Here is an 18,039-nt window from a genome sequence, read left to right as displayed (position 1 = left end):
CCTACAGGCGATGTGGGGCCATGTATGCCTAAAGTCATTTGACGCTGTCTCGGCCCCGGGGCAAGAATCAGGAACGACCTGCGCGGGGACTGCGCGGGCCGACGCACTATCGTCGCAGCCCCGCCTGCTCTGCAGGCCCAACTGGTGGAGAACTGCCTTGCAACGTCGTGACTTCCTGGCCATGACCGGCCTCAGCCTGGGCGGCCTGATGGTGCCGTCCTTCCTCGGCAAGGCGATCGCCGCCGAGCAGCTCCAGTCCACCCTCGACGTCGCCTTCAAGAAGCGCCTCGCCGATGCCGCCCTGGCCGCGGCCAGGCAGGCCGGCGCGACCTACTGCGACGTGCGCATCGGCCGCTACCTGCGCCAGTTCGTGATCACCCGCGAGGACAAGGTGCAGAACGTGGTGAACACCGAGTCCACCGGTGCCGGCATCCGCGTGATCGCCAACGGCGCCTGGGGCTTCGCCGCCACCAACACGCTCACCGCCGAAGGCGTGGCCAGCGCCGCCCGCCAGGCCGCCGCGATCGCCAAGGCCAACAGCAAGACCCAGACCGCGCCGGTGCAGCTGGCCAAGGCGCCGGGCTTCGGCGAGGTGTCGTGGAAGACGCCGATCAAGAAGAACGCCATGGACGTGCCGATCAAGGAAAAGGTCGACCTGCTGCTGGGCGTGAACGCGGCCGCGATCAACGCCGGCGCCGACTTCGTCAACTCGATGATGTTCCTGGTCAACGAGCAGAAGTATTTCGCCAGCACCGACGGCTCCTACATCGACCAGGACGTGCACCGCATCTGGGTGCCGATGACGGTCACCGCCATCGACAAGGCCAGCGGCAAGTTCCGCACCCGCGACGGCCTGTCGGCCCCGATGGGCCTGGGTTACGAATACCTGGATGGCGACGCCGGCCAGAAGTTCACCTCGCCCAACGGCGTGATCAACTATGGTCTGTCCTACGACATGGAGGAAGACGCGATCGCCGCCGCCAAGCAGGCGCGCGCGAAGCTCACCGCGCCGTCGGTGAAGCCGGGCAAGTACGACCTGGTGCTGGACCCCTCGCACACCTGGCTGACCATCCACGAATCGGTCGGCCACCCGCTCGAACTGGACCGCGTGCTCGGCTACGAAGCCAACTACGCCGGCACCAGCTTCGCCACCCTGGACAAGCGCGAGCAGCGCTTCCAGTACGGCAGCGAACTGGTCAACCTGTTCGCCGACAAGACCCAGCCCGGAAGCCTGGGCGCGGTCGGCTACGACGACGAAGGCGTGAAGACCAAGCGCTGGGACCTGGTGAGTGCCGGCAAGCTGGTCGACTATCAGACCATCCGCGACCAGGCCCACATCCTGGGCAAGACCGAATCCGATGGCTGCTGCTACGCCGACTCGTGGAGCAGCGTGCAGTTCCAGCGCATGGCCAACGTGTCGCTGGCGGCCGGCAAGACCAAGCTGTCCGTCGCCGACATGGTGAAGAACGTCGAGAACGGCATCTACATCATCGGCGATGGCTCGTTCTCGATCGACCAGCAGCGCTACAACGCGCAGTTCGGCGGCCAGCTCTTCTACGAGATCAAGAACGGCAAGATCACCCAGCAGATCGAGGACGTGGCCTACCAGATCCGCACGCCGGAATTCTGGAACGCCTGCACCGCCGTCTGCGACGAAAGCGACTACCGCCTGGGCGGTTCGTTCTTCGACGGCAAGGGCCAGCCCGGCCAGGTGTCCGCGGTGTCGCACGGGTCGTCCACCGCGCGCTTCAACGGCATCAACGTCATCAACACCGCCCGCTCGCTCGGCTGACCGGCGCAAGGAGATCCTAGAACATGAGCATCCTCACCGAAGCGCAGGCCAAGGCCATCCTGGACAAGGTCATCTCGCTGTCCACCGCCGACGAATGCACCGCGTCCCTCACCGGCTCGGTCGACGGCAACATCCGTTTCGCCCTGAACAACGTCTCCACCAGCGGCATCGTCAGCAACACCGACCTGGGCGTGCAGGTGGCGTTCGGCAAGCGCGTGGGCATCGCGACGATCAACGAGTTCGACGACGCCGCGCTGGAGCGCGTGGTCCGCCGCGCCGAAGACCTCGCCCGGCTGGCGCCGGAGAACCCCGAGTTCATGCCGGCCGTCGAGAAGCAGACCTACAGGCCCAGCGCCCCCTTCAGCGAGTCCACCGCCGCCATCACGCCCGAGTTCCGCGCCCAGGTCGCCGCCGATTCCATCGGCCCCTGCAAGGCGGAGAAGCTGATCGCCGCCGGCTTCCTGGAGGATGGCCAGAGCTTCGTCGCCTTCGCCAACAGCAAGGGCAACTTCGGCTACCAGCGCGCGACCGCGTTCAACTACACCTGCACCGTGCGCACGGAAGACGGCCGCGGTTCCGGCTGGGTCGGTCGCAACCTGAAGGACGCCAGCGCGTTCAAGGCCGACAGCGACATCCGCATCGCCATGCGCAAGGCCAGCGAATCGGCCGAGGCCAAGGCGCTGGAACCGGGCAAGTACACGGTGATCCTGGAACCGGCCGCGGCCGCGGGCCTGATCTCCTTCATGATGAACTTCTTCGACGCACGCCAGGCAGACGAAGGCCGCAGCTTCCTGTCCAAGAAGGGCGGCGGTAACAAGCTGGGCGAACAGGTCTACGACCCGCGCGTGAACATCAGCGCCGACCCGTGGCATCCAGGCGCGGAAGTGATGCCGTGGGACGGCGAGGGCCTGCCGCGCGAGAAGATGGCCATCGTCGAGAACGGCAAGGTGGTCAACCTGGAGTATTCGCGCTTCTGGGCGCAGAAGCAGGGCAAGCGCGCGATCGGTTCGCCGGGCAACCTGCTGATGGCGGGCGGCACCAAGTCCACGGCGGAACTGGTCGCCGGGACGCAGAAGGGCATCCTGGTCACCCGCACGTGGTACATCCGCATGGTCGATCCGCAGACGGTGCTGCTGACCGGCCTGACCCGCGACGGCACGTTCTACATCGAGAACGGGCAGATCAAGCACCCGGTGAAGAACTTCCGCTTCAACGAGTCGCCGGTGATCATGCTCAACAACATCGAGGAACTGGGCAAGCCGGTGCGCGTGGCCGGCGACGAGTCCAGCTTCGTGATGATGATCCCGCCGATGAAGCTGCGCGACTTCACCTTCACCTCGCTGTCGGACGCGGTGTAACGCTGTTCTCCTTCTCCCCCCGGGAGAAGGTGACCGAAGGGCGGATGAGGGGCGAACGCAGTCCATGATGCTTGAACCATCGGGACGCCATCGCCCCTCTCCCCAACCCCTCTCTCCCACGGGGCTTTCTGCGGTCGCTGTCGGGAGAGGGGCTTTCAGAGACCTCGGCTTTGCTCCACTCCCGGCTAACGCGAGCACAATTCCTCCGTCTGATGCTCGGCGGCATTGTGACGGCCGCATTGCCCAGGCAGGCACGCGCGGCCGGCACCTATGATTTCCATTTCACCCGGCTGAAATACGACTCCGGCGACTGGGACGTGGATGCGCGCATGCCGTCCAACCTGATCACGTCGCTGATCGACTACACCACCCTGCGGGTGGATCCGAAGGAACACGTGCTGGCGCTGTCAGACCCCCGCATGCTCGCTGCCCCGTTCTGCTACCTGGCCGGGCACAAGCTGGTGGAGTTCAACCCGATGGAGCGCCGCCACTTCGAGCGCTATGTGCGCAACGGCGGCTTCGTGTTCGTCGACGACTGCAATCACGACATCGACGGGCTGTTCGCCAAGTCGTTCGAGGCGCAGATGGCGTCGATCTTCGGCGCGAAGGCGATGAAGAAACTGCCGAACACGCACGCGATCTATTCCTCGTTCTTCAAGTTCGACAGCCCGCCGGCCACCAGCTTCGAGCTCAACGGCTGGGGCGACGACCTGGTACACGAGTACCTGCAGGGCATCGAGATCAACGGCCGCCTCGGCGTGCTCTACAGCAACAAGGACTACGGCTGCGAGTGGGACTACGACTGGCGCAACAAGCGCTTCCTGGCCGAGGACAACACCAAGTTCGCGGTCAACCTCGTGATCTATGCGTTGACGACATGAAGATGGCTGCACCCATGCCCTCTCCGCCGTCATCCCAGCGCAAGCTGGGATCCATCGTGACCTTTGCGCCGCGCTCGCCCAGGCACCAGAAACGCAAGAGCGCCATCAAATTGGATCCCAGCTTGCGCTGGGATGACGGCACTTGCTGTCGCAATTCGCTGCATTGACATCACCCTGGAAACGCCATGAAGCAGATCACCGAATCCGACCTCCAGCAACAACTCGCCAAGCTCGGCGAACTCCGCGCCGCCATCGGCCAGGCCATTGTGGGCCAGCAGGATGTCGTCGAGCAGCTGCTGATCGGCCTGTTGGCCGGCGGCCACTGCCTGCTCGAAGGCGTGCCCGGCCTGGGCAAGACGCTGCTGGTGCGCTCGCTGGGCGAAGCACTGCATCTGCAGTTCCGCCGCGTGCAGTTCACGCCGGACCTGATGCCCAGCGACATCCTCGGCACCGAGCTGCTGGAGGAAGACCACGGCACGGGCCATCGCCATTTCCGTTTCCAGCCCGGCCCGATCTTCACCAATCTGCTGCTCGCCGACGAACTCAACCGTACGCCGCCCAAGACGCAGGCCGCGTTGCTTGAGGCGATGCAGGAACGCACCGTCAGCTACGCCGGCACTACCCATGCGCTGCCCTCGCCGTTCTTCGTGCTGGCCACGCAGAACCCGCTGGAGCAGGCCGGCACCTATCCGTTGCCGGAAGCGCAGCTGGACCGCTTCCTGCTGCACATCCGCGTGGACTACCCCACCGAGCAGGAAGAACACGACATTCTCGCGCAGACCACCGGCCGCGCCGGCGGCACGGTACCGCGCGTGATGGAAGGCGAGGCCGTCCTCGCGCTGCAGAAGCATGTGCGCGACGTGCATGTCAGCGAGGACCTGTTGCGCTGGATCACGAAGCTGGTCCGCGCCAGCCGGCCTGGCGACGGCGTGCCCGATGAAGTCCGCAAGTACGTGCGCTGGGGTGCCGGTCCGCGCGCCGGCCAGTCGCTGGTGCTCGCCGCGAAGGCTCGCGCGCTGCTGCACGGGCGCCTGGCGGCGACGCGCGAGGACATCGTCGCGCTGGCGAAGCCTGTGATGCGCCACCGCCTGCTGCTGTCGTTCGCCGCCGAGGCCGAGCAGGTCAGCGCGGACGATGTGATCGCCGCGCTGCTGCGCGGCACGCCGCTCTCCGCCTGAGCGACGCCGTGGCGCACGACCTGATCCCCGCCGATGTCCGCAGCCGGTTGAAGGACCTGCGGCTGACCGCGCGCGGTGCGATCGGCGCGCAGGGAATCGGCGTGCACCACAGCCGCAGTCGCGGCGCCGGCCTGGAGTTCGCGCAGTACCGCGCCTACGAGCCCGGCGACGAGCTGCGCCAGATCGACTGGAAACTGTACGCGCGCTCGGACCGCTTCTTCGTGCGCGAAGCCGAGCGCGAAAGTCCGCTGACGGTATGGATCGTGCTGGACGCGACCGCCTCGATGGCGCAACGCGATGGCGCGCGCGGTACGCGTTTCGACGCCGCGCGCAGCCTCGCGGCCTGCATCGCCGAACTGGCCCTGCGCCAGGGCGACCGCTTCGGCCTGCTCGTGCTGCACGGCGATGGCGTGCGGCTCGTGGCGCCTGGCAACGGAGTGCGCCAGCGCGACCAGCTGCTGCTCGCGCTGCACGGCCTGCGTGCCGACGGGGCGTTCCCCGCACAGGAACGGTTGGGCCCCGTGTTCGAACGCATCGGTGCCGGCGACCTGGTGCTGATGTTGAGCGACTGGTTCGATGATGCGATGCCCGCCTTGGCGGAACGCCTGGCCGCTGCGCGCCGCGAGGTGCTGGCGATCCAGCTGCTGACCGCGGACGAACGCGACTTCCCGTTCACCGGCGGCCACCGCTTCCGCGACCCGGAAACCGGCGAGGAACTGCTGGGCGATGCCGCCGCGCTGCGCGCCGACTATCTGCGCCGCTTCGCGGATGCGCAGAGTGTGCTCGATGCGCGCCTGGACGCGGCCGGCATCCGCCACGCGCGTCACTACACCGACCAACCGCTGGACCTGCCGCTACGCCGATTGTTCGGTGCGCGCGATGCGGCGGAGTACGCATGAGCCTGGCGTTCCTGCTACCGGCAGGCCTGGCTGCGCTTGCCGCGCTGGTGGTGCCCTTGCTGCTGCATCTCGCGCGCCGGCACGAGCAGACGCCGACCGATTTCGCCGCGCTGCGCTGGCTGCGGCAGAAGCCTAAACCGCGTCACCGTATCCGCTTCGACGAATGGCCGCTGCTGTTGCTGCGCCTGCTGTTGCTCGCATTGCTCTCGCTGTGGCTGGCCCGGCCGGTGCTGTCGGGCCTGGACGACACGCGACCATGGACGGTCGCCGTGCCCGGCGTGGATGCAGGCCTCGCACGTGCGCGTTCCGATGCGCGCCCACGCCTGCATTGGCTGGCGCCGGACTTCCCGTCGCTGGATGAGCCGGCGCCCGCCGGCACGCCCGCCATTGGCTCCTTGCTGCGGCAGCTCGATGCAGAACTACCTCCCGGCGTCGCGTTGACCGTGATCGTGCCTGCAACGTTGCAAGGCGCGGATGCCGAACGGCCCGCGCTGTCACGTGCGGTGACCTGGCAGGTTGTCGAGGGCTCGATACCGGCATCGTCGGCAAAAGAATCGCCGACGCCTTCACTGGCGATTCGCCACCCGGCGGGCGACGAACATGCGCTGCGCTACCTGCATGCCGCCGCACGGGCGTGGCAGCCAAATGGCGCGCCAGCCGTGCAGATCGGGACCGCCGACGCGCCAATGCCTCCGCCGTCGCAGTCGCTGGTGTGGCTGGCACCGGGACCGGTGCCCGCGTCGGTCATGCAATGGATCTCGGCCGGCGGTGTCGCATTGCTGGCCCATGAAGCGACGGTGGACGGCATTGCCCTGTCGTCGATGCCGTGGCGCGATGCCGACGGTGCGCCCCTGGTCGAAGGCGCCCCGCTCGGACAGGGCCGGGGGATGCGCTTCACCCGACCGCTGCGGCCCGACGCGATGCCGGCGCTGCTCGACGCCGCTTTCCCGCCCCGGTTGCGCGCCCTGTTCGACGGTCCCGCCGACGCGCCCACGCGCGTGCTGGCGAGGGATTACGCGCCGACGCGCGGTGGCGCGACCTATCCCGTCGCGCCACGCGCCCTGCAACCCTGGCTCGCGCTGCTGATCGCGGCGTTGGTGCTGGTGGAACGCTGGATGGCCACGCGACGCACGCGGAGCGTGGCGCCATGACGTTGTCGGCCTTTGACCGCCTCGCCCAGGTCCGTCGCCATGCGGCGCTCGGCCAGCTGGTGTTGGGAGCGCCGATGCCCGTCGCGTTCGCCGGTGTGGTGTGGCGCTTCGCATCGCCCGCAGTAGCCGTGTCCGTCGCGCTGGCCGGGATCGCGGTACTCGCCGCGCTGGCCTGGCGGCGGACACGCGCGTTCGACACCGCCTGGCTGGTGCGCCAGCTGGATGCACGCCGCAAGGACCTCGACGACAGCAGCGATCTTCTGCTGGCGCCGCCCGCCTCGCTGACGCCACTGCAACAGCTGCAGCAGGCGCGTGTCCGCGAACGGCTGCGCAGCCAGCCGGCACCGGACCTGCGCACGCCGTGGCCGTGGCCGCGCATCGCGGCGATGTGGCTGGTGGCCGGCGTGGTGATCGCCGTGGCGGCGTGGTGGCCGGCGCGCGCACCGATGGCCAGCACGCGCGCGCCTGCGGACGAAGAAACCCCGGTCATTCCCGGCGTCCCGCGCCTGGTCGGCCAACGCTTGCACGTCGCGCCGCCGTCCTACCCGGGCCAGCCGGCGCGCGACGAAGCCACGCTCGATGCGAAAGCCCCCGTCGGCTCGCGCCTCGCCTGGACGTTGCGCTTCGAACCGCAACCCACCCGCGCCGATCTCGGCTTCCACGCCGGCCAGCGCATCGCGCTGCGGCGCAACGGCGACACCTGGCGGGCGACGCACACCCTCGCGAAATCCACGCTGTACCGTGTGGTGGCCGCCGGCACGGAGGCGCAACCGCCGTCGAAACTCCGGCGGCTGGATGCCATTCCCGATCGCGCGCCGCAGGTGAAGGTGCTGGCGCCCGACCGCGGCCTCAGCCTGGTGGTGGTCGGACAGACGCGCTGGACGCTCGCCTTCGAAGCGCGCGACGACTACGGCGTGGCCGCGACCGGCACATTGAAGCTGACCCGCGCGCAGGGCAGCGGCGAGAACATCGCGTTCAAGGAACAGGCGATGACGCTGCACGGCACCGGTCCGGCGACCTCACGCCGCTTCACCGCATCGCTCGACCTCGCGGCGCTCGGCATGGCCGTCGGCGACGACCTGATCGCGCAGCTCACCGTGCGCGACACGCGTGCGCCGACGTCGCAGACCGCTCAGAGCCCCGGCCTGATCCTGCGCTGGCCGGCAGACCTGGGCCAGGAAAGTACGGGCCTGGAAGGACTGGTGAAGAAGGTGATGCCGGCCTACTTCCGCAGCCAGCGCCAGATCATCATCGACGCCGAAGCCCTGCAGAAGCAGAAGCGCAGCCTGGCGACGGACACCTTCGTCACGCGCTCGGACGCGATCGGCGTGGACCAGCGCATCCTGCGCCTGCGCTACGGCCAGTTCCTCGGCGAGGAAGCCGAAGGCGAATCGCAACCGCCGCCGACCAGCGACGCCGCCGACGATCACGCGGACGACGACGGACACGATCACGCCGAAGCCCCGACCGCCGTGCAGGACGATCACGATCATGCGACGTCGGCGACCGGCGCGAGCTTCGGCCGCGAAGCCGACGTGCTGGAAGCCTACGGGCACACGCACGATCCCGCCGAAGCCGCGACGCTGCTCGACCCCGACACGCGCGCCACGCTGAAGAAGGCGCTGGACCAGATGTGGCAGTCGGAACTTCACCTGCGCCAGGGGCAGCCGGACCGCGCACTGCCGTTCGCGCACAAGGCGCTGGAGTACATCAAGCAGGTGCAACAGGCCACGCGCATCTACCTGGCGCGCGTAGGACCGGAACTGCCGCCGATCGACGAGACGCGCCGGATGGGCGGCGATCGCAAGGGCATCGCCTCCCGCGCGCTCGGTCCGCTCGTCCCGATGCCCGACGACGTCGATGCGGCGCCCGCCCGCGCATGGCGCGCCCTGGCCAACGATCGCGCGCCGGCGGATGGCGCGGACCTGGACGCGCTGCACACCTGGTTGCGCGCGAACGAGGCGCGCGTGCCCGATGCGCTGGACCTGTTCGCGGCCATCGATGAAGTGCGCGGCGATCCGGCCTGCGCGCCCTGCCGTGCACGCCTGCGGGCGTTGCTGTGGTCGGCGTCGCCGCAACCGCCTGCACAGGTGCAACGTCGGGCCGCGCCGGACGACGTCGGCCGCCGCTACCTCGATGCCCTGCAGCAGGAGCCCGCACGATGACCCTGCCCGTGCTCCCGCCCTGGCTACTGGCCGGCCTGCTCGCGCTCGGCGTGCTGCTCGCGTGGGCGCGCCTGATCGCGCGGCGTCGTGGTGCTTCAACGGACGTGCGCGGCGCCCGCACCCGCTTCCTGCTGCTGTGCGCGCTGCAGCCGGTCTGCGCGCTGCTGCTCTACTTCACCCTGCTGCCGCCGCGGCAGGCATCGACCCCCGGCCCGCTGATGGTGATGACCGCGAACGCCGGACAGGTTGCTCTGCCCGCGGCGCTGCAGGGCCAGCCCCGCGTCGCCCTGCCGGAGGCCACGGCCACCGACGGCAGCGAGCGCGTGCCGGACCTGGGCACCGCGCTGCGCCGGCACCCCGACGCAGGCACGCTGCAGGTCGTCGGCGATGGACTGGAAGCCCGCGACCGCGATGCGCTCGGCGACCGGCGCATCGTGTTCTCGCCTGCCGCCTTGCCGCGCGGCGTCGTCGAACTCGCGCCGGTGGGTGTCGTGGCACCGGGCGACACCTTCATCGCCAGCGGTCGCGTGAACGACGTGCCGAAGGCGACGGTGGCGCTGTTCGACCCCGCGGGCCAGCGCATCGATGCAGGCCCCGTGGATGCGCAGGGCCGTTTCCGCCTGACCGGTGTCGCCCGCCTGCCTGGCCCGGCTCTGTTCCGGGTGGAGGTGCAGGAAGGGCGCGGCAGCGTGGTCGATGCCGCGTCGCTCCCGGTCTGGACGCAGCCCTCGCCGCCGCCACGCGTGTGGGTGCTCGCCGGTGCGCCCAATGCCGAGGGTAAGTACCTCCGCCGCTGGGCGACGGACGTGGGCATTCCGCCCCACCTGCAGGTCAGCCTGGGTGGCGGCATCCAGCTCGGCGATGCGCCACTGCCGATGAACGCCGAGACGCTGCGCCGCTTCGACCTGCTGGTGCTGGATGCGCGCAGTGCCGCGGGACTCGGCGAAGCGCAACGTGCGGCGCTCGGCGCGGCGGTGCGCGACGGGCTTGGCGTGCTGGTGCGCGCCGACGGACCGATCCCCGCACCCGTGGAGCGCCTGCTGCGTATCCTTTCCGTGGGCAGCGAGGAGATGGAATTCCGCCTTGCGCGTCCGGCGCCGGACGACGATGCCTGGCGTGCGCGGCGCGGCGCCGGCACGGCCGACCTGCCGGTGGATGCCGATGCGGTACCGGCGGGCCTGCCCGTGCTCACGCGCCGCACGGCCCGGATGCCGGTGGGCGACGATGTGGCGCTGCTCCGCGACGCCACCGGCGCACCGCTCGCCTGGTGGCATGTGATGGGGCGCGGCCGGGTCGGCGTGTGGACGCCGGGCGATACCTACACCCCGGTGCTGGCGGGCCATGCCGACGTGCACGCCGCGCTGTGGTCGCAGGCGTTCGCCACGCTGGCGCGCGCAGGCGCGCCGGCCATCGCCGCGATCCCGGACGAGGCGCGCGCAGGCGAACGCGCAGCGCTGTGCGGCATCGCCGACGAGGCCCGGATCGTCGCGCCCGACGGCACTACGACACGGATGCTGCGCGATCCCGCGACCGGCAGCGCGCGCTGCGCGGGTTTCTGGCCACGGGATGCAGGCTGGCATCAGCTGAAGGTCGGGGACACTGCGACCCCGTTCTTCGTCCGCGCCCGCGACGATGCGCCTTCACTGCATCGCGCCGCCGTCCGTTCGCAGACCCTGCAGCGTGCCGCCAGGGCGGAGGCCGCTGCGACGCTGGCCGTCCCGGAAGGTGCACGCGGACCCGCCTGGCCCTGGTTCCTGGCCTGGCTCACCGCGAGTGCGCTGCTGTGGTGGCTGGAGCGCAAGCGATCCGCACCCGGTTAACGACTCCCGAATGCGCCGTGCGCAATCCTGTCGCCCATCTCACCTTTCCGGAGTTCCGCATGATCCGAACGGCGATCCCTGCCCTGCTGCTGACCCTCTCGCTGGCCGCCTGCTCCTCGCCCGAGGCCGACGAACAGACCGCCGCCGCCGAACAGTCCCAGGCCGCGGCCAGCGAAGTGGCCACGCCGCCCGCCGCCGAGCCCGCACCGGCCGAACTCGCCGGCAGCTGCGACGACACCCAGGCGCAGTGGATCATCGGCAAGACGCCGACGGAGAAGGACATCGAACAGGCGAAGAGCGACAGCAAGTCCGACGCCGTGCGCAGCCTGAAACCGGGTGACGCCGCGACGATGGATTTCAACCCGAACCGCCTGAACATCATCCTGGACGAGAAGGGCGCGGTCGCCTCGGTCAACTGCGGCTGACGCCTCGCGACAGCCTCGCGGGACCTTGAACCGCTCGCGGCGACGCGGGCGGTTTTTCGTTGTCCGGTGCGCACGTTTTCGTCGCGCAAAAAGTTGCTTCTGCAACCAACAAGTGGTGCGTCAGAGGTGTTGTTGCGGCGTCGCAACATCTATGGTCTAGTCGGATTTCCGGTGACATTTCGAAGTGCCGCTGCGCGGGCAGGGCACGGTGTCGCCGTCACTCCGGTTTGAGGCAAGACATGGCCCCTCGCCATCGCCAAGGCGGCTTTGACCCCGGTCTCTACGACCCGAACGACGAACGCGACGCCTGCGGTTTCGGCATGATCGCGCAGCTCGACGACCAGCCCTCGCGCGCGCTCGTCGACACCGCCATTGCCGCGCTCTCGCGCATGACCCATCGCGGCGGCGTCGCCGCCGACGGGCTGACCGGCGACGGCTGCGGCCTGCTGCTCCGCAAACCGGACGCCTTCCTCCGCGCGCTCGCTGCCGAATCCGGCATCGACCCCGGCGCGCGCTTCGCCGCAGGCCTGGTCTTCCTGCCGCACGACGACGCGCTTGCCGCGCAGTGCCGCGCCACGCTGGAGGCCGAACTGTTCCGCGCCGGCGTGGCGGTGAAGGGATGGCGCGTGCCGCCGACCGACGACACGGTATGCGGACAGCTGGCCAAGGACACCCTGCCGCGCATCGAGCAGTTGTTCGTGGAAGCGAGCGCCGAGCAGAGCGGCGACGCCTTCACGCTGGCGCTGTTCCTCGCCCGCCGCCGCAGCGAACAGCAGCTGCGCACCTCCGTGCCGGATTTCTATGTGGTGACGCTGTCGCCGCACGCCATCGGCTACAAGGGCATGGTGCTGCCGGGCAAGCTGGCGACGTTCTACCCCGACCTGCAGCGCGCCGAGCTGGCCAGCAGCGCGGTGGTGTTCCACCAGCGCTTCTCCACCAACACGCTGCCGCGCTGGCCGCTGGCGCATCCGTTCCGCCTGCGGGCGCACAACGGCGAGATCAACACCATCGAGGGCAACCGCCGCTGGGCGCAGGCGCGCAGCAAGGTGTGGAAGACGCCGCGCTTCGACATCGGCGAATTCGACCCGGTCATCTCGATGCACGGCTCCGATTCGCAGAGCCTGGACAACATGCTGGAGCTGCTGGTCGCCGGCGGCATGGAGCTGATCCAGGCGCTGCGCATCCTGGTGCCACCGGCCACGCAGTCGCTGGAGTTCAAGGACGCCGACCTCGCCGCGTTCTACGAGTTCTACGGATTGAACACCGAGCCGTGGGACGGGCCGGCCGGCATCGTCTCGATGGATGCGCGCTACGCCGCGTGCACGCTGGACCGCAACGGCCTGCGCCCCGCGCGCTGGATGCTGACCAGCGACCGCCACTTCATCGTCGCCAGCGAAGCCGGCGTGTGGGAAGTGCCGGCCGAACGCGTGACCCGCAAGGGCAAGCTGGGTCCGGGCGAGATGATGGCCATCGACCTCAAGCGCGGCGACCTGCTCGACAGCGAAGCAGTGGACCGCATCAACCGCGGCCGCGCGCCGTACAAGCAATGGCTGCACCAGGGCGTCACCTACCTGCAGACCGAGCTGATCGATCCGTCGCTGACCGATGCGCCGTTCGACGAGAAGACGCTGCGCGGTTACCACAAGCTGTTCCAGCTCACGACCGAGGAGGTGGAACAGGTGCTGCGTCCGCTCGCGGAGACCGAGCAGGAGGCCACCGGCTCGATGGGCGACGACACGCCCATGGCCGTGCTGAGCCGGCAGACGCGGCCGCTGTACGACTACCTCCGCCAGGCGTTCGCGCAGGTCACCAACCCGCCGATCGATCCGCTGCGCGAAGACTGCGTGATGTCGCTGACCACCCAGCTGGGCCGGGAGACCAACATCTTCCACGCCGGGCCGGAAACGGTGAACCACATCATCCTCAACTCGCCGGTGCTGTCCCAGCGCAAGCTGAGGCAGATCGTGAAGATGGCGCCGTACGACCAGAAGCACCGCTACATCGACCTGTCGTACCACCCCGCGGAAGGCATGAAGGCCGCCATCGAGCGCATCAGCGCCGAGGTGGCGCAGGCCGCGCGCGAGGGCATGGTGATGGTGGTGCTGAGCGACCGCCGCCCGCAACAGGGCCGGCCGATGGTGCATGCCCTGCTCGCCACCGGCGCGGTGCACCACCACCTGTGCCGCGAAGGCCTGCGCTGCGACGTCAACCTGATCGTCGAGACCGGCACCGCGCGCGACCCGCACCATATCGCTTGCCTGATCGGCGTGGGCGCCACCGCCGTGTATCCGTACCTGGCCTACCAGACGCTGTTCGACCTGGGCCGGCGCGGCATCCTGCAGATCAAGAAGGGCGGCGAGCAGACGCAGATCGGCCGCAGCTACCGCAAGGGCATCTACAAGGGCCTGTCGAAGATCATCTCGAAGATGGGCATCTGCACCATCAGCAGCTACCGCGGCGCGCAGCTGTTCGAGATCGTCGGGCTGGATCCGGAGGTCGTCGACCTGTGCTTCGCCGAAACGCCGTCGCGGATCGGCGGCGTCGGCTTCGAACGGCTCGATCTGGAAGCCCGCCAGCTCGACGCGCGCGCGTGGAACGACCGCGAATCGCCGGACGTCGGCGGCCTGCTGAAGTACGTGCACGGCGGCGAGTACCACATGTACAACCCGGACGTGGTGATGACGCTGCAGCGTGCGACGCGCACCGGCGACGCCCGTGACTGGCAGGCGTACGCGGACGCGGTGAACTCGCGCCCGCCCTCGGCGCTGCGCGATCTGCTGCAGCTCAAGAAGGCCGATGTGCCGACCCCGATCGACGAGGTGGCCGACGCCTCCGACCTGCTGCGCCGCTTCGACACCGCCGCGATCTCGCTGGGCGCGCTGTCGCCCGAGGCGCACGAGGCGCTCGCCATCGCGATGAACCGCCTCGGCGGCCGCAGCAACTCGGGTGAAGGCGGCGAAGACCCCGCGCGCTACGGCACCGAGAAGCGCAGCAAGATCAAGCAGGTCGCGTCCGGCCGCTTCGGCGTGACGCCGGAATACCTGGTCAATGCGGAAGTGCTGCAGATCAAGGTCGCACAGGGCGCCAAGCCCGGTGAAGGCGGCCAGCTGCCGGGCCACAAGGTCAACGAGCTGATCGCGCGGCTGCGCTACGCCAAGCCCGGCATCGGCCTGATATCGCCGCCGCCGCATCACGACATCTATTCGATCGAAGACCTCGCCCAGCTGATCTACGACCTCAAGCAGGTCAATCCCACCGCACTGGTGTCGGTGAAGCTGGTCAGCCATGCCGGCGTGGGCACCATCGCGGCGGGCGTGGTGAAGGCAGGCGCGGACCTGATCACCATTTCCGGCCACGACGGCGGCCCCGGCGCCAGCCCGGTCAGTTCGATCCGCTATGCCGGCGTGCCGGGGGAACTCGGCGGGGCGGAGGCGCATCACGCCCTGGTCGTGAACCAGCTGCGCGACCGCACCGTGCTGCAGACCGACGGCGGCCTGAAAACCGGCCTGGACGTGGTGAAGGCGGCATTGTTGGGCGCCGACAGCTTCGGCTTCGGTACCGGCCCGATGATCGTGCTGGGCTGCAAGTACCTGCGCATCTGCCACCTCAACAACTGCGCCACCGGCGTGGCCACGCAGGACGAGCGACTGCGCACGCAGTACTTCACCGGCCTGCCCGAGCGCGTGGAGAACTTCTTCCGCCTGCTGTCCGAGGAAGTACGCCAGTGGCTGTCGTACCTGGGCGCGCGTTCGCTGGACGAGATCGTCGGCCGCACCGACCTGCTGCAGCAGCTCGACGTATCGCCGCGCGAAGGCGTGCGCGTCGATCTGTCGCGCCTGCTGAAAGGCGCTCAGGTCGACAGCAGCAGCTGCGCGGCGCAGCGCCTATACGAGTCGCCGGACAGCCTGGCCACCCAGCTCGATGGTTTGCTCGCCGAACCGATCCGCAACAAGAGCGGCGGCGACCACCGCTTCCTGATCCACAACACCGACCGCAGCATCGGCACCCGCCTGTCCGGTGCCATCGCGCGCGTGCATGGCAACCATGGCATGACCGACGCGCCGTTGAACCTGCGCTTCCGCGGCAGCGCCGGCCAGAGCTTCGGCGCCTTCAACGCCGGTGGCCTGCTGATGGAACTGGAGGGCGAAGCCAACGACTACGTCGGCAAGGGCATGGCAGGCGGCCGGCTGGTCGTGCGTCCGCCGCGGGGCGCGCGCTTCGAGGCGCGCAGCACGCCGATCATCGGCAACACGTGCCTGTACGGCGCGACGGGCGGCGAACTGTTCGCCGCGGGTCGGGCGGGCGAACGCTTCGCGGTGCGCAACTCCGGCGCGCTGGCGGTCATCGAAGGCGCCGGCGACCACTGCTGCGAGTACATGACCGACGGCATCGTGCTGGTGCTGGGCAGGGTGGGCCTGAACTTCGGCGCCGGCTTCACCGGCGGACTGGCCTATGTCCTCGACCTGGACCGCGACTTCGTCGACCGCTACAACCACGAACTGATCGACATCCACCGCATCAGTCCGGAAGGCTTCGAGAGCCACCGCCAGCATCTGCACACGCTGGTCACCCGCCATCGCGAACTGACCGGCAGCATCTGGGCGCAGCAGATCCTCGACGAGTTCCGCGACTACGTGGGCAAGTTCTGGCTGGTGAAGCCGAAGGCCGCGAGCATCGATTCGCTCAATGAGACCCTGAGGCGCGCAGCATGAGCGTGCACCGCCTTTCTCCTCCCCCCTCGCGGGGGAGGATGCCCGCAGGGCAGGAGAGGGGGCGCAAGCGCAGCGACGCGTGCCGTTGCTTCCGTGCACTCGATGCGATGACGTGGCGCTTCGCCGCAACCGGCTCCGGCTCACCCTCTCCCGGCCTTCGGCCACCCTCTCCCATCAAGGGAGAGGGGAATCAGGTACTGTCCTCATGAGCAAGAAGCAGGTATTCCAGTTCCTCGACCTGCCGCGGACGATGCCGCAGCGCATTCCGCTGGAACTGCGCACGTCCGGCGACTGGGGCGAGCTGTACGGCAGGTTCGGCAAGGAGGAGGCGCAGTACCAGGCCGGACGCTGCCTGGATTGCGGCAATCCGTACTGCAGCTGGAAGTGCCCGGTGCACAACGCGATCCCGCAGTGGCTGCAGCTGGTGCAGGAGAACCGCATCGAGGAAGCCGCGGCGCTCTGCCATTCGACCAACCCGCTGCCGGAAGTCTGCGGCCGCGTCTGTCCGCAGGACCGCCTGTGCGAAGGCAGCTGCACGCTGGAGGAGTTCGGCGCGGTCACCATCGGCGCGGTGGAGAAATACATCGTCGATACCGCCCTAGCCCAGGGCTGGCGCCCCGACCTGAGCGCCGTGCAGCCCACCGGCAAGCGCGTCGCCGTCATCGGTGCCGGGCCCGCGGGCCTGGGCTGCGCGGATCGCCTGGCGCGGGCCGGCATCCAGGCCGTGGTCTACGACCGCTACGAACAGATCGGCGGCCTGCTGCAGTTCGGCATCCCCAGCTTCAAGCTGGACAAGGGCGTCATCGCGCAGCGCCGCGAGGTGCTGGAGGGCATGGGCGTGGAATTCCGCCTGGGCGTGGAAGTCGGCCGCGACATCACCCTGGCACAGCTGCTGGACGACTACGACGCCGTGTTCCTGGGCACCGGCGCCTACCGCTACACCGATGGCGGCCTGCCCGGCCAGGATCTGGAGGGCGTGCTGCCGGCCCTGCCCTTCCTGGTGCAGAACGGCCGCATCGTCAGCGGCAACGATCCCTGGGGCCGGCCCATCGCCGGCTGGGAAGACCAGTTGCAGCTGCCGGACCTGCAGGGCAAGCGCGTGGTCGTGCTCGGCGGCGGCGATACCGGCATGGACTGCGTACGCAGCGCGATCCGCCTGGGCGCGGCCAAGGTCACCTGCGCCTACCGCCGCGACGAGGCGAACATGCCCGGTTCCGCACGCGAAGTCGCCAACGCGCGCGAGGAAGGCGTGCGCTTCCTGTTCAACCGCCAGCCGCTGGGCATCGTGGCCGGCGTGGACGGCAAGGTCGCGGGCGTGCAGGTGGTCGAGACGAAGCTGGGCGAACCGGACGAACGCGGCCGCCAGAGCGCCGTGCCGATCGAAGGCAGCGGGTCGGTGCTGGAAGCGGACGTGGTGATCATCGCGTTCGGCTTCTCGCCGACGGTGCCGGCGTGGCTGGCCGAGGTCGGCGTGGAAGGCACGCCGAACGGCCGCATCGTCGCCGGTGGCGGCGACCGTCTGCCGTTCCAGACCACGCATCCGAAGCTGTTCGCCGGCGGCGACGCCGTGCGCGGTGCCGACCTGGTGGTCACCGCCGTGGCCGAAGGGCGTGATGCGGCCGGCAGCATCGCGACGCTGCTGTTGGCGTAGCGGGCGG

The 18,039-nt window shown here is 69.4% G+C and carries 11 protein-coding genes; all 11 read left to right on the top strand.

Translation table 11 applies throughout. The annotated features are described in order from the left end of the window. The first annotated feature begins 157 nt into the window (after positions 1-157). Complete coding sequence (locus CSC76_RS11105; RefSeq protein ID WP_162110077.1) at positions 158-1,792, top strand: TldD/PmbA family protein; 1,635 nt, start codon at positions 158-160, stop codon at positions 1,790-1,792. A gap of 23 nt (positions 1,793-1,815) precedes the next feature. After that, positions 1,816-3,150 (top strand): TldD/PmbA family protein, encoded by a 1,335-nt coding sequence (locus tag CSC76_RS11100; protein WP_162110076.1) that lies wholly within the window; start codon positions 1,816-1,818, stop codon positions 3,148-3,150. A gap of 212 nt (positions 3,151-3,362) precedes the next feature. After that, positions 3,363-4,031, top strand: coding sequence for a DUF4159 domain-containing protein (locus CSC76_RS11095; protein ID WP_162110075.1), 669 nt, complete (start codon positions 3,363-3,365; stop codon positions 4,029-4,031). 185 nt (positions 4,032-4,216) lie between these two features. Next, positions 4,217-5,209, top strand: a complete 993-nt coding sequence (locus tag CSC76_RS11090; protein ID WP_162110074.1) for an AAA family ATPase — start codon at positions 4,217-4,219, stop codon at positions 5,207-5,209. A gap of 8 nt (positions 5,210-5,217) precedes the next feature. Further along, complete coding sequence (locus CSC76_RS11085; protein ID WP_162110073.1) at positions 5,218-6,108, top strand: DUF58 domain-containing protein; 891 nt, start codon at positions 5,218-5,220, stop codon at positions 6,106-6,108. Beyond that, positions 6,105-7,259, top strand: a complete 1,155-nt coding sequence (locus tag CSC76_RS11080; protein ID WP_162110072.1) for a BatA domain-containing protein — start codon at positions 6,105-6,107, stop codon at positions 7,257-7,259. Before CSC76_RS11085 ends, CSC76_RS11080 begins: the two co-directional genes overlap by 4 nt. Next, entirely contained in the window at positions 7,256-9,424 is a 2,169-nt protein-coding gene (locus tag CSC76_RS11075; RefSeq protein ID WP_162110071.1) for a DUF4175 domain-containing protein, read from the top strand. Before CSC76_RS11080 ends, CSC76_RS11075 begins: the two co-directional genes overlap by 4 nt. Continuing rightward, the gene (locus CSC76_RS11070) at positions 9,421-11,244 is read left to right on the top strand and encodes a carboxypeptidase regulatory-like domain-containing protein (RefSeq protein ID WP_162110070.1); all 1,824 of its coding nucleotides are present in this window, start codon (positions 9,421-9,423) and stop codon (positions 11,242-11,244) included. Before CSC76_RS11075 ends, CSC76_RS11070 begins: the two co-directional genes overlap by 4 nt. 59 nt (positions 11,245-11,303) lie before the next feature. Then, positions 11,304-11,669: an I78 family peptidase inhibitor gene (locus CSC76_RS11065; RefSeq protein ID WP_162110069.1), complete on the top strand. Its 366-nt coding sequence runs from the start codon at positions 11,304-11,306 to the stop codon at positions 11,667-11,669. 239 nt (positions 11,670-11,908) lie between these two features. Beyond that, positions 11,909-16,381 (top strand): glutamate synthase large subunit, encoded by a 4,473-nt coding sequence (gene gltB / locus CSC76_RS11060; protein WP_162110068.1) that lies wholly within the window; start codon positions 11,909-11,911, stop codon positions 16,379-16,381. Positions 16,382-16,586: 205 nt separating this feature from the next. Next, complete coding sequence (locus CSC76_RS11055; protein ID WP_162110067.1) at positions 16,587-18,032, top strand: FAD-dependent oxidoreductase; 1,446 nt, start codon at positions 16,587-16,589, stop codon at positions 18,030-18,032. Positions 18,033-18,039 lie beyond the last annotated feature (7 nt).

This window comes from Pseudoxanthomonas mexicana (assembly GCF_010093385.1).
GTDB lineage: Bacteria > Pseudomonadota > Gammaproteobacteria > Xanthomonadales > Xanthomonadaceae > Pseudoxanthomonas_A > Pseudoxanthomonas_A mexicana.
The sequence above is the reverse complement of the archived record's forward strand: the minus strand, read 5'-3'. Positions and strand labels throughout refer to the sequence as shown.